Annotated in this window: 10 protein-coding genes; 6 read left to right on the forward strand and 4 right to left on the reverse strand. The window is 65.6% G+C overall.

What is annotated here, in order from left to right; genetic code table 11:
* Nucleotides 1-65: 65 nt before the first annotated feature.
* The 4 genes from kdpB (at nucleotide 66) to I5R65_RS17990 (ending at nucleotide 6,472) form a co-directional block, all read left to right on the forward strand.
* Nucleotides 66-2,255 carry a potassium-transporting ATPase subunit KdpB gene (gene kdpB / locus I5R65_RS17975; protein ID WP_180666503.1) on the forward strand — a complete coding sequence of 730 codons (2,190 nt, stop codon included), beginning with the start codon at nucleotides 66-68 and terminating at the stop codon, nucleotides 2,253-2,255.
* Between the two features lie 29 nt (nucleotides 2,256-2,284).
* Nucleotides 2,285-2,896 carry a potassium-transporting ATPase subunit KdpC gene (kdpC, locus tag I5R65_RS17980; protein WP_180666505.1) on the forward strand — a complete coding sequence of 204 codons (612 nt, stop codon included), beginning with the start codon at nucleotides 2,285-2,287 and terminating at the stop codon, nucleotides 2,894-2,896.
* Nucleotides 2,897-2,987: 91 nt separating this feature from the next.
* Entirely contained in the window at nucleotides 2,988-5,753 is a 2,766-nt protein-coding gene (locus I5R65_RS17985; RefSeq protein WP_180666507.1) for a sensor histidine kinase KdpD, read from the forward strand.
* Between the two features lie 8 nt (nucleotides 5,754-5,761).
* Nucleotides 5,762-6,472 carry a response regulator gene (locus I5R65_RS17990; RefSeq protein ID WP_180666509.1) on the forward strand — a complete coding sequence of 237 codons (711 nt, stop codon included), beginning with the start codon at nucleotides 5,762-5,764 and terminating at the stop codon, nucleotides 6,470-6,472.
* A gap of 18 nt (nucleotides 6,473-6,490) precedes the next feature.
* Here the strand turns inward: I5R65_RS17990 and I5R65_RS17995 are convergent, their stop codons facing one another.
* The 4 genes from I5R65_RS17995 to I5R65_RS18010 form a co-directional block, all read right to left on the reverse strand.
* A complete protein-coding gene (locus tag I5R65_RS17995) occupies nucleotides 6,491-7,063 on the reverse strand; it encodes a hypothetical protein (RefSeq protein WP_180666510.1) in 573 nt (190 codons plus the stop codon).
* Between the two features lie 99 nt (nucleotides 7,064-7,162).
* The gene (locus tag I5R65_RS18000) at nucleotides 7,163-7,570 is read right to left on the reverse strand and encodes a hypothetical protein (RefSeq protein WP_180666512.1); all 408 of its coding nucleotides are present in this window, start codon (nucleotides 7,568-7,570) and stop codon (nucleotides 7,163-7,165) included.
* A 31-nt stretch (nucleotides 7,571-7,601) separates the two neighbouring features.
* Entirely contained in the window at nucleotides 7,602-8,468 is an 867-nt protein-coding gene (locus I5R65_RS18005; RefSeq protein ID WP_180666514.1) for a TorF family putative porin, read from the reverse strand.
* A gap of 117 nt (nucleotides 8,469-8,585) precedes the next feature.
* Entirely contained in the window at nucleotides 8,586-9,377 is a 792-nt protein-coding gene (locus tag I5R65_RS18010; RefSeq protein WP_180666515.1) for an enoyl-CoA hydratase, read from the reverse strand.
* Nucleotides 9,378-9,681: 304 nt separating this feature from the next.
* Between I5R65_RS18010 and I5R65_RS18015 the strand changes: the two genes are divergently transcribed.
* A complete protein-coding gene (locus I5R65_RS18015; RefSeq protein WP_180666518.1) occupies nucleotides 9,682-11,286 on the forward strand; it encodes a methyl-accepting chemotaxis protein in 1,605 nt (534 codons plus the stop codon).
* Nucleotides 11,287-11,586: 300 nt separating this feature from the next.
* Entirely contained in the window at nucleotides 11,587-12,543 is a 957-nt protein-coding gene (locus I5R65_RS18020; protein ID WP_180667024.1) for a DMT family transporter, read from the forward strand.
* Nucleotides 12,544-12,574 lie beyond the last annotated feature (31 nt).

Raw genomic sequence — 12,574 nt, forward strand, 5'->3', positions numbered from 1 at the left:
TCGATGGCTTGCGCGGCAAGGGCGGAGATGGCCCGCGCCGCGCACCAACCCGCAACGGAAAACCTATGACTACCCCTTCCAGCAATACTCCGGCCGCTGCCAGCAAGCTGCAGGCCGATGCCATTCCGTCCGCCGCGCAGACCGCGCGCTGGATGTTCGATCCGAAGATCGTCAAGCCGGCCCTGGCCGACGCCGTGCGCAAGCTGTCGCCGCGCGTGCAGTGGCGCAATCCGGTGATGTTCGTGGTCTATCTCGGCAGCATCTTGACTACGCTGCTGTTCCTCCAGGCCCTGCTCGGCAAGGGTGAGGCACCGGCCGGCTTCATCGGCGCCGTGGCCGCCTGGCTGTGGTTCACGGTCCTCTTCGCCAACTTCGCCGAAGCCCTGGCCGAGGGCCGCAGCAAGGCCCAGGCCGCAGCCCTGCGCGGGGTCAAGAAGAGCGTGACGGCCAAGAAGCTGCGCAATGGTGCGTCAGCGCCAGGCACTGCCATCGCCGCCCGCCAGTGTGAAGTGGTGGAAGGCGAGAGCCTGCGCAAGGGGGACCTGATCCTCATCGAAGCCGGCGATACCGTGCCGGCCGACGGCGACGTCGTCGAGGGCGTGGCCACCGTGGATGAGAGCGCCATCACCGGTGAATCGGCACCGGTGATCCGCGAATCCGGCGGCGATTTTTCCGCCGTCACCGGGGGCACCCGGGTGCTGTCGGACTGGATCGTGGTGCGGGTCTCGGTCAATCCGGGCGAAGCCTTCCTGGATCGCATGATTGCCATGGTCGAGGGCGCCAGCCGCAAGAAGACTCCCAATGAACTGGCGCTGACGTTGTTGCTGGTGGCGCTGACCCTGGTGTTCCTGTTGGTGACGGTGACCCTGCTGCCGTTCTCGATCTTTTCCGTGACCGCCGCCGGCGCCGGTGCGCCGGTGTCGGTGACGGCCCTGGTGGCGCTGCTGGTGTGCCTGATCCCGACCACCATCGGCGGCCTGCTCTCGGCCATCGGCGTGGCCGGCATGAGCCGCATGATGCAGGCCAACGTGATCGCCACCTCCGGCCGTGCCGTGGAAGCCGCCGGTGACGTCGACGTGCTGCTGCTGGACAAGACCGGCACCATCACCCTCGGCAACCGCCAGGCGGCCGCCTTCATGCCGGCACCGGGCGTGGCCGAGCGCGAACTGGCCGATGTCGCCCAGCTGGCTTCGCTGGCCGATGAAACGCCGGAAGGCCGCAGCATCGTGGTACTGGCCAAGAACCGCTTCAACCTGCGCGAACGCGAAATGGCCGGCCTGGGCGCGGCATTCATCCCGTTCTCGGCGCAGACCCGCGTCTCCGGCATCGACATCGGCAGCCGTCGCATCCGCAAGGGCGCCGCCGACGCCATCCGCAAGCTGGTGCGCTCGGCCGACCAGCGGCTGCCGGCGCAGGTGGAGAGCGATGTGGAAGCCATCGCCCGTCGTGGCGGTACGCCGCTGGTGGTCATCGAATGGCACGCCGAGGCGGCCGTGGTCCACCAGGGTGCGCCGATCCGCATCCTCGGCACGGTGGAGTTGAAGGACATCGTCAAGGGCGGCATCAAGGAACGCTTCGGCGAACTGCGCCGCATGGGCATCAAGACCATCATGATCACCGGCGACAACCGCCTGACCGCCGCTGCCATCGCTGCCGAAGCGGGTGTCGACGATTTCCTGGCCGAGGCCACGCCGGAGCAGAAGCTGGCGCTGATCCGCCAGCACCAGGCCGAAGGCAAGCTGGTGGCGATGACCGGTGACGGTACCAACGACGCCCCGGCGCTGGCCCAGGCCGACGTCGCCGTGGCCATGAACAGTGGCACCCAGGCTGCCAAGGAAGCCGGCAACATGGTCGATCTGGATTCCAATCCGACCAAGCTGATCGAGATCGTCGAGATCGGCAAGCAGATGCTGATGACGCGCGGCAGCCTGACCACCTTCAGCATCGCCAATGACGTGGCCAAGTATTTCGCCATCATTCCCGCCATGTTCGTGGCGACCTATCCGCAGCTGGGCGCGCTGAACGTGATGCATCTGGCCAGCCCCGACTCGGCCATCATGTCGGCCGTGATCTTCAATGCGCTGGTGATTGTCGGCCTGATCCCGCTGGCCCTGCGCGGAGTGCGCTATCGCGCGCTGGGCGCGGCCGTGCTGCTGCGTCGCAACCTGCTGATCTACGGTCTGGGTGGTCTGTTGGTGCCGTTCGTGGGCATCAAGCTGATCGATATGCTGCTGGCCGCTTTCGGCCTGGTATGAACTTGTCTTCTAGCCTCAAGGAAAGCCTCATGAAAACTTCCACTCCCCATCCTTTGCGTCCGGCCATCACGCTGTTCATCCTGCTGGGCGTGCTGCTGGGCGGCCTCTATCCGCTGCTGGTGACCGGCCTGGCGCAGGCCTTCTTCCCGCATCAGGCCAATGGCAGCCTGATCGAACGTCAGGGACAGCCGGTCGGCTCGGAACTGATCGGCCAGAACTTCAGCAGCCCGGCCTATTTCTGGGGCCGCCCCTCGGCCTCGGGCAGCTTCCCCAACAACGGCATGGCCTCCGGTGGCAGCAACCTGGGGCCGACCAATCCGGCCCTGAAGCAGGCCGCCGAAGACCGCGCCAAGGCCCTGCAGGAGGCCGATCCCGGTAACACCGGCGCCATCCCCATCGACCTGCTGACGGCCTCGGCCAGCGGCCTGGACCCGCACATCAGCCCGGCCGCCGCCGACTACCAGGCCGCTCGCGTGGCCCGTGCGCGTGGCGTGAGCGTAGAGCAGGTGCGGGCGCTGATCCGTGGCAACAGCGAGACGCCGCAATGGGGCCTGTTCGGTGAACCACGCGTCAATGTGCTCAAGCTGAACCTGGCCCTGGATGTGGCCGCGCCAATGCGCGCCCAGGCCGATCCCAAGTAGGTCAGACGTCCGCGCAAGCCAGGCCGGGGGCACGCGTTTGCCGTGCCCCCGGCCTTTTGCCACTACAATGCCAGCAACCCGAATACCCGCCATGGACCAACGCCCCGACCCCGACGACCTGCTGGAACGCGTGATGCGCGACGAAGAGCGCCAGGCACGCGGCCGCCTGAAGATATTCTTCGGATTCTCGGCCGGTGTCGGCAAGACCTTCGCCATGCTGGAAGCAGCCCAGGCGCTGGCTGGCCAGGACGTGGACGTGGTCGCCGGCGTGGTCGAAACCCACGGCCGCGCCGAGACCGAGGCGCAACTGGCCGGCATCGCGCGCCTGCCCATGCGTAGGGTGGCCTACCGCAATCGCGAGTTGCCCGAGTTCGATCTGGATGCCGCGCTGGAACGCCGGCCCGGTGTGATCCTGGTGGACGAACTGGCGCACTCCAACGTCCCCGGTTCACGCCATGCCAAGCGCTGGCAGGACATCGATGAACTGCTGCGCGCCGGCGTCGATGTCTACACCACCCTCAACGTACAGCACATCGAAAGCCTCAATGACGTGGTGGGCCAGATCACCGGCATCCGCGTCTTCGAGACCGTGCCCGACCATGTCTTCGACGAAGCCGACGACGTCAAGCTGGTCGATATCCCGCCCGACGAACTGCTGGCGCGGCTGCAGCAGGGCAAGGTCTATCTGCCGCAACAGGCCGAGAAGGCCGGTCGTCACTTCTTCCGCAAGGGTAATCTCATCGCGCTGCGCGAGATCGCCCTGCGCCGTACCGCCGATCGCGTCGATGCCGACATGCGCCAGTACCGCGCCGACCGCTCCATCGCCCAGCTGTGGCAGGCGCGTGAGCGCATCGTGGTGGCCATCGGCAGCGGCGTCGGTGAAGAACGCCTGATCCGCGAAGGCGCCCGGCTGGCCGCCAAGCTGCAGGCCGAGTGGCTGGCGGTGCACGTGGATCTGCCGCGCCAGCGCCAGGCCATGGCCAGCCGCGAGCGGGTGGTGGCCTATCTGAAACTGGCGCAATCGCTGGGCGCGGAAACGGCCAGCATCAGTGGTGAGGAGCTGGCGGCGGCGCTGCTGCAGTTCGCCCGCAGCCGCAATGCCGGCAAGCTGGTGATCGGCCAGCAGAGCCGCGGTCTGCGTCACCTGCTGCAGTGGCCGCGCGGCTCGCTGGCGCAACGCATCGCCGCGGCCGGTGGCGAGATCGATCTCTACACCATCGCCCGCAGCCGTACCCGCGAGCAGCCCGAGGGACGTGGCGGTGACGGTACCGACAGTGCGGCCAGCGCGGCCGAGGCCCTGCTCACGCGGCGGCGTCGCACGCGTGGCACCTTGTGGGCCGTGGCCAGCTGCGCCGCCACCACGACGCTGGCCTTCCTCTTGGACGGCAAGCTGCATCCGGCCAACGTCATCATGCTCTACCTGGTGGGCGTGATGCTGGTGGCGATGCGCCATGGCCGGGCAGCGTCGGTGCTGGTGTCGGTGCTGTCGGTGATCTCCTTCGATTTCTTCTTCGTCGATCCGCGTTTTTCGATCACGGTGTCCGATGCCCAGTACCTGCTGACCCTGGCGGTGATGCTGGCGGTGTCGCTGTTCATCAGTTCGCTCACGGCACGCCTGCGGCGCCAGGCCAGCGTGGCCATGCAGCGCGAGACGCGGGCCGCCAATCTCTACATGCTGGGCAAGGAACTGTCGGCCCTGCTCACCCTGGACCAGATACTGGAAATCGGCCGTCGTCACCTGGCCGCCGTGTTCGGGGCGCGCATCGCCTTCTTCCTGCCCGATAGCGCCGACCAGTTGCGCCTGACCGTACCGGAACAGGACGGCAGCGGCGCACATGTGTTGCACAGCGTGGATGCGGGGGTGGCGCAGTGGGTCTATGACAACGGGCAGGCGGCCGGCAAGGGCACGGCCACCTTGCCCTCGGCCGCAGCCCTGTACCTGCCGCTGACGGCCACCATGCGGACTCGTGGCGTGCTGGCTTTTGCCATCGATGCCGCCAGCGAGGAAGAGGGCCAGTTGGCGGCCGCGCAGCTGGCGCTGCCCGAGAATCGCCAGATGCTGGAAATCTTCTGTTCCCAGATCGCCATGGCTATCGAACGCCTGCACTACGCCGAGGTGGCCCAGGATGCGCTGGTGACGATGGAATCGGAGCGCCTGCGCAACTCGCTGCTGTCGGCCATCTCGCACGACCTGCGTACGCCGTTGACTTCGCTGGTGGGCAGCGCCGACGTGCTGGCCGCCAATGCGCGCCTGGACGACGACGCCCGCGCCATGGCCCGCACCATCAGTGAACAGTCGCAGAAGATGGTCGGCCTGATGAACAACCTGCTGGACATGGCACGGCTGCAAGCCGGCGTGGTCACGCTGAACCGGCAATGGAATGCGCTGGAAGAACTGGCCGGCTCGGCCCTGCGTCTGCTGTCCAAGGCGCTGGAAGGGCGGTCGGTGGAAACCCGCATCGCCGCCGACCTGCCCTTGTTGCGGGTGGACGCGGTCTTGCTGGAGCGGGTACTGGCCAACCTGGTGGAGAACGCCATCAAGTATTCACCCGCCGGCAGTCCCATCACCATCGCGGCCCATGTCGAGCAGAGCGATGGCAGCCGCCAGGTCAAGGTCAGCGTGAGCGACCAGGGGCGCGGCTTCCCGCCGGCCATGACGCAGCACGCCTTCGAGAAATTCACCCGTGGCGACAACGAGTCCAGCACCCCCGGCGTGGGCCTGGGACTGGCGATCTGTCGCGCCATCATCGAGGCGCATCAGGGCCGCATCTGGATCGCCCCGCAGGAAGCCGGGCAGGGGGCTACCGTCTGCTTTACCCTGCCGGTGGAAACGCAGCCGGCCCTGCCTGAAGAATGAGGAACACCATGCAAGAACACGCTGGCAATATCGTCTTCATCGAAGATGATCCGCACATCCGCAAGCTGGTCAAGGGCGCGCTGGAGCAGGAAGGCTTCATCGTCCACGAAGCCCGCACCGCCCGCGAAGGCATCACCGAGGCCGGGACCCGCAAGCCCGACCTGATCATCGTCGATCTTGGCCTACCCGATGGCGACGGCAAGCAGGTGATCAGCGAAATCCGCAACTGGAGCAGCGTGCCGATCGTGATCCTCTCGGCCCGCACCCAGGAGTCCGAAAAGGTGGAGGCGCTCGACGCCGGGGCCGACGATTATCTGGTCAAGCCCTTCGGCATGCCCGAGTTGCTGGCCCGTATGCGCGCACAATTGCGCCGTCATGCGCGTGCTTCCGGTACGGGACAGGCCAGCGGTCGTTACCGCATGGGGGAGGTGGCGGTGGACCTGCCGGCGCGCAGCGTCATGCGCAATGGCGAGGCACTGCATCTGACCCAGATCGAATATCGCCTGCTGGCCACGCTGCTGCGCGATGCCGGGCGCGTCATCACGCACCGGCAATTGCTGGTGGCCGGCTGGGGACCGTCGCACGTGGAAGATGGACATTACCTGCGCATCTACATGCAGCGCCTGCGCCAGAAGCTGGAGCGCGATGCCGCCCAGCCGGTGCACATCCTCACCGAGATCGGCGTGGGCTATCGGCTGGCCGATGTGGTGGCCGAATAGTCGTTGCGGCCAGCGCGATCAAGGCCAGTTCAGCAAGGGCAGCGCCAGCACCACCATGGCGATGCAGCCGAGATTGAGCAGCATGCGCTGGCGCTTGAGCACGAAGGACAGCAGCCAGGCCCCCGCCACGAAGACGATGAAGTTGGACAGATACTGCTTGGCCGCTGCGGCCACCGGCAGCTCCGGTGCATCGGCCAGGCCCGAGAATTTCCAGGCGCAGGCCAGCGCTGCCAGCACGGCGCAGTTGAAATAGGTATTGACGGTGGGGAAGCTCTCTTCCTGATGCGCGGAAATCTCTACGCTCTGGCACTGCCCGTCACGGTATACCGCATCCAGCCAGTGGCGCTCGCCACGCCAGCGCTGCAGGGTGCTGCCGTCATCCTGTTCCACTTGCGCATGCGGCTTGCCGAGTCGGGTGAACAGGAAATCAGGCGCGGTAGCACGCCAATCGCTGGTCTGTGCAGCACGAAACCCCTGTTCCAGCTGCCTCGCCTTGCGGCGTCGCCCCAACTGCTTCAGGGCCAGCTGGGCCAGGGCCAGTGAATTGAACAGGTAGATCCATTGCAGGATGGTGGCGTAATCGGCTTGCATGAGCAGTCTGATGAAATGAGTAGCGGCGGGGATGCGGCATCTTGCCGTCAGCCCCGCCGCTTGTCCAGTCCATCGCACGCTCAGGGACGGGAAGTGAACCTAAAGGTCCCCCCAGATGTCGATCTGGCGCCGGATTTCGCCGCTGCGCGCATCGCAGATGAACATCACTTCGCGCAGGTCCTTGCGGACCACGTAGCGGAAATATTCGCGATCGCTGCGTGCCACGAAATCCTCGCTTTCTATCTTCCCCGCCATTACCTGGCCGATCTGGCGACGACAGTCCTCGCGGTGCTGCAGGGCCTGCGGCGAGGGGCCGTAGTCGTCTTCAGCGCGATAAGGGGCCACTGCCTGGGTCAGTGGCGCCATGCCGGCGCATACCAGGAAGATCAGCAGCGCCACCAACATACAGCGGTAGCGCCGCCGCTGCGCAGTACGCAGGAACAGGTGGCGCGGTGAGAGCGGATGGAGGCGGTCCTCGCCCCGTTTCCAGTGCAGACGGCTACGCATGATGGACTTCCTCCTTGCGCGTGGTTGGGGATCAGAAGCTCTTGTTGAACGACGCGATCCACTGGTTGCGGCCGATGTTCTTGCCGCGCAGGGTGTAGCCGGCGTCGGGCGCGTTGCTGCCGGTATAGGCCAGGCCCAGCACATAGCCGGAGAAGTCGCGGCTCACACCCAGCTTCCAGTCGGTGTAGGACAGGTTGGCGGCATTGGGGCCGGTGTAGTGCTGGCGGCCGATGTGGGCCAGCCCGGTGATGCCGGCGAAGAGTTCATGCGTGAGCGACAGGTCGGCGTAGCTGCTGCCGCGGGTGTCGGCGTTGCCGAAGGTGTTGCCGGTGCTGTACGAATACTTGAAGGCGATCCATTTGGCATCCAGCCCGAGATAGAGCTCGGTGGTGTCAGGATGGGTCATGCCATCGGGATAGCTGCCCGGATAGGCATAGTGCAGCACGCCGATGTCGCCGTTGAGCCAGTCGCTCAGGACTGGCTTCCAGCCACCATAGATATCCGCTTCCAGGCTGGCCGAGGCGGCCGGGTTCGTATCCGAAATCCAGCTGATGTTGGACAGCCATACGCCGGCGTAGAGACCGTTGTCATGCGTGAGATCGAAGCCGCCCTGCAGGGCCGGCTTCTGATTGGTCTGCGTGGTGCCACGGAAGACATACTGGCTGACGACGCCGATGTTGCCGGCCAGGTGCAACGCAGAAGTTTCGCTGGCAGCTGTGGCATTGGCGCTTTCCTCGGCCTGCGCCGGGGTGACGACGGCGATGGCCAGCAGCACGCTGGCGGCCAGGGTCGCCAGGCCGGCCACGCCGGCCAGTTGGGCGCGGCGCAGGCGACGCTGGCCCAGCGGGACCAATTCCGGTTGGGGTGGTTGATGTTGTTCTTGGTGACGGCGAATCATGCTGGGTGCTCCACGGGTTGAGGAGCACGCAGCTTAGGTGGGGGAGCGTTTAATCCCGGTAAAACTTTGCGTGGGCATCGTAAACGTCAGGTAAATGCCGCCCGCTACGCTCGCTCATCAGTCCGGTCCGGCATGCCAGCGCGGCACCCGCTTTTCCAGGAACGCGTCGATCCCTTCCATCGCCTCGGCATCCATGATGTTGCAGGCCATGACCTCGGCTGCGTGCGCGTAGGCGTCCGGCAGGGCCATCATCTGCTGCCGGTACAGCATGGCCTTGCCGCGTCGGATCGAGATGCCGGGCTTGCTGCAGATCTCGTGCGCCAGCGCCAGCACGGCGGCGTCCAGTCCGGTATCGGGAACGGCCTGGTTGATCAAGTCCCACTGAGCCGCGGTGGCCGCATCGATGAACTTGCCGGTGACCAGCATTTCGAAAGCGCGCTTGATGGGCAGGTTGCGCGTGAGCGCCACTGCCGGGGTGGAACAGAACAGCCCGACGTTGATACCCGATACCGCGAAGCGGGCGCTCTCGGCCGCGACCGCCAGGTCACAGCTGGCTACCAGTTGGCAACCGGCAGCAGTGGCCAGGCCTTGCACCTTGGCGATGACCGGCACGGGGAGCGCGCGCAGCGATTGCATCAGCCGGCTGCAACGGTCGAACAGCTGTTGGTAGTAGGCCTGCTCGGGCGTGGCCCGCATTTCGCGCAGGTCATGGCCGGCGCAAAAGGCGCGGCCCTGCGCGGCCAGGATCACGCAGCGCAGATTCTCATCCTGTGCGAGCTGGTCAAGTTGTGCCTGCAGCGCCTCCAGCATGGCTTCGGAAAGGGCGTTGAATTGCTGCGGGCGGTTCAGGGTGAGGGTGGTGATGCCATCCTGGTCCTGGCGCAGCAGGATCGATTCGTGAGCGGTCATGCGTGGGTCTCCTTGAGCATTGTTGTGGGATGGTAGCGCGTCATTGAAGGGCGGGGCGGCCGCGTCGTGTCATCCAGTGGTAGGGGGCTCCTGCTACCTGGGAATTGATGTGCCCGGACTGAAAAATAGTCGCGAAAAATACAGACTTTCGGCGAAATCACCCTTTAGCCGAAGGCGTTGCCGGCCGTAAACGAGGATGGGGGAGTGAGCGTCGCGCCGGGGTCCCGGCAGCGGGTGGCGTGGGCATTCGGCTTTCCCGATCACCTCAAACACGCAGTGCAACCACGGCCACCTCTTTCCGATCATGAACAATCTCTCCCTGAAGAAAAAACTCTGGCTTCCGCTGGTGTTCTCCTGGATCGCCCTGCTGGTGCTCTCGGTCTGGCATGCCTACCAGACCCGCGACCTGCAGATTGCCGAGCGGCAACGCGGACTGGAAGACGTCACCGAGATGGCCTATAGCACCATCGCCGGCTACGCCAAGCTGGAAGCGGACGGCAAGCTGTCTCGCGAAGAAGCACAGAAGGGGGCCATTGCACGCGTGCGCGACCAGCGCTATACCGGTGATGGCTACGCCACCATCGTGGCCGCCGATTCGGTCATCGTGATGCACCCGATCAATAGCAAGCTCGATGGCCGCAACATGATCGATTTCAAGGATGCCAAGGGCAATGCGCTCTACAAGATGATTGCCGCGACCGGTTCGTCCGCAGACGCCAAGGGCTACCTCGAATACTGGTGGCCGCGACCCGGCAGCGACAAGCCCAGTCCCAAGCTGGGCTTCGTCAAGCGCTTCAAGCCCTGGAACTGGGACCTGATCTGTAGCGTCTATTCCGACGATATCGAGGCCGATTTCCGTCGTGCCCTGATCCAGGCGGTGGTGGTGCTGGTGGTGCTGGGCGTGATCCTGTCGCTGATCGCGGGCCTGGTCTCGCGCAATATCTTCCGCTCCATCGGCGGCGAACCCAGCGAGGCGGTGGAAATGGCGCGCAAGATCGCCGCCGGTGACCTCACCGGTACCATCCGTACCGTGGGCGGCGACGAGCGCAGCCTGGTGGCGGCCGTGGCCTACACGCGCGACCGCCTGGTCGATACCGTGCACGGTATCAAGGGCGCGACCGAGTCCATCAAGACCTCGGTCGATGAAATCGCCAACGGCAACATGGACCTGTCCAACCGCACCGAACAGCAGGCCGGCTCGCTGGAAGAAACCGCCTCGGCCATGGAAGAACTGACCTCCACCGTCAAGCAGAATGCGGCCAATGCCCAGCATGCCAACGAACTGGCGTCCGGTGCGGCCAAGGTGGCGATCCAGGGCGGCGAGGTGGTGGGGCAGGTGGTGCAGACCATGGCCTCCATCAATGCGTCGTCGCGCAAGATCGTGGACATCATCAGCGTGATCGATGGCATCGCCTTCCAGACCAATATCCTGGCACTGAACGCCGCCGTGGAAGCAGCGCGCGCCGGTGAGCAGGGACGCGGCTTCGCGGTGGTAGCCTCCGAGGTGCGTTCGCTGGCGCAACGCTCGGCGGCTGCGGCCAAGGAAATCAAGCAACTGATCGACGACTCGGTGGGCAAGGTCGATGCCGGGACACATCTGGTGCAGCAGGCCGGGCAGACCATGCAGGAGGTGGTGTCCAGCATCCAGGGGGTGTCAACCGTGGTCAGCGAGATCGCTACCGCCAGCCATGAGCAGAGTTCCGGCATCGAGCAGGTGGGCGAGGCCATCACCCAGATGGACGAGACCACCCAGCAGAACGCGGCCCTGGTGGAACAGGCCGCCGCTGCCGCCCAGTCCCTGCAGGAGCAGGCCGACAAGCTGGTGCGACTGGTCGGGGTGTTCACGCTGGATCGCCATGCCCATCCGGCGATGCCGTCTTCTTCGTCCTCGCTGGTGGTCGCCCGCTGAGGATGATGATTGTGGCTGCTGCGGCATCGCAGCGGCCTGGTGGCCAAACCGGAGCAATGCAGTTCGAAGTGGTGCATGCTGCGCCAATTTGGTTTGTTCGAATAAATAATCTGAAAATCAGGAAATGGCAGCAGGAAATGCTGTCAGTGCTGTTTCTGCAGATCAAATACGGCAGCACTTTTTGCCGTCGGTTCTCTACCATGAAGGCCGTTTGGATGCGCTGCAACATGCATCCGGCGGCCTTCTTTTTATGGGCCATCGGACATGGGGGCGCTCCTGTTGCCCACCCTGGAGTCCGAGATGTCCACCGCCATTGCCACCCGCCATGCCACCCGATCCGCGCCTGCCCGGCAACCGGCCATGAGCCGGCTGTTCCTGGTCTGCGTGGTGGTAGCGATCTGCATCTGGGGCGGCAACTGGCCGGTGATGAAATTCGGTAGCCAGTTCATCCCGCCGCTGTGGTTTGCGGCCAGCCGTTTCCTGTCGGCGGCGCTGCTCAGCTTTGCGATCGCGGTCGTGATCGGCAAGCTGCGCCTGCCCACTCGCCAGGAGTGGCCGGTGGTGATCGGGGTGGGGGTGCTGCAGATGGGCTTGTTCACGGCACTGGTGACCGGTGCCTTGCATTTCGTCATGCCGGGCCGTGCTTCGCTGATCGCCTATGCCACGTCGATCTGGGTGGTGCCGGGCGCCGCGCTGGTGTTGAAGCACAAACTGAACGGCCGGCAATCGCTGGCCACCGTCTGCAGCTATGTGGGGATCGCCGTGATCGTGCTGCCGGCACTGTTGCATGCCGACCTGCACAGCATGATCGGCTACCTGATGCTGGGCGCGGCTTCGCTGTCGTGGGCCATGAATATCCTGCAGATCAAGCTGACCCCGGGCGTGAAGCTGGACTTCGACCTGCTGCCCTGGCAGACGCTGGTGGCGGCGGTGCCGTTGTGCGTGCTGGCGATGCTGGTCGATGGCGCGCCGACCTTCCTGGCCGATCCGCATTCTTGGGGCGTGATCGCCTATACCGGTCCGCTGGCCACCGCGCTGACCTTCCTGATCGTGTTGCAGATGACCCAGCGCCTGTCGCCGGTGACGGTGTCGGTGTGCATGCTGGGCGTGCCGGTGGTGGGCCTGACGCTGTCGTCGCTCATCTTCGGGGAGCGTCTCTCGCCCGATCTGCTGCTGGGCATGGGCCTGCTGTGCCTGGGCCTGTTGCTGCCGGCGCTGCCCGCCATGGGCTGGCGCCGCCTGGCCACGAAGGCTTGAGCCCGGGCTGGATCAGGGGCTGAACGTCGCG

Origin of the sequence: Herbaspirillum sp. AP02 (assembly GCF_015767275.1) — a bacterium.
GTDB lineage: Bacteria > Pseudomonadota > Gammaproteobacteria > Burkholderiales > Burkholderiaceae_D > Herbaspirillum.

Excerpts from the sequence above, each read along its gene's own strand:
- kdpB (WP_180666503.1), top strand. The coding sequence starts at position 66 with ATGACTACCCCTTCCAGCAATACTCCGGCCGCTGCCAGCAAGCTGCAG.
- kdpC (WP_180666505.1), top strand. The coding sequence starts at position 2,285 with ATGAAAACTTCCACTCCCCATCCTTTGCGTCCGGCCATCACGCTGTTC.
- I5R65_RS17985 (WP_180666507.1), top strand. The coding sequence starts at position 2,988 with ATGGACCAACGCCCCGACCCCGACGACCTGCTGGAACGCGTGATGCGC.
- I5R65_RS17990 (WP_180666509.1), top strand. The coding sequence starts at position 5,762 with ATGCAAGAACACGCTGGCAATATCGTCTTCATCGAAGATGATCCGCAC.
- I5R65_RS17995 (WP_180666510.1), bottom strand. The coding sequence starts at position 7,063 with ATGCAAGCCGATTACGCCACCATCCTGCAATGGATCTACCTGTTCAAT.
- I5R65_RS18000 (WP_180666512.1), bottom strand. The coding sequence starts at position 7,570 with ATGCGTAGCCGTCTGCACTGGAAACGGGGCGAGGACCGCCTCCATCCG.
- I5R65_RS18005 (WP_180666514.1), bottom strand. The coding sequence starts at position 8,468 with ATGATTCGCCGTCACCAAGAACAACATCAACCACCCCAACCGGAATTG.
- I5R65_RS18010 (WP_180666515.1), bottom strand. The coding sequence starts at position 9,377 with ATGACCGCTCACGAATCGATCCTGCTGCGCCAGGACCAGGATGGCATC.
- I5R65_RS18015 (WP_180666518.1), top strand. The coding sequence starts at position 9,682 with ATGAACAATCTCTCCCTGAAGAAAAAACTCTGGCTTCCGCTGGTGTTC.
- I5R65_RS18020 (WP_180667024.1), top strand. The coding sequence starts at position 11,587 with ATGTCCACCGCCATTGCCACCCGCCATGCCACCCGATCCGCGCCTGCC.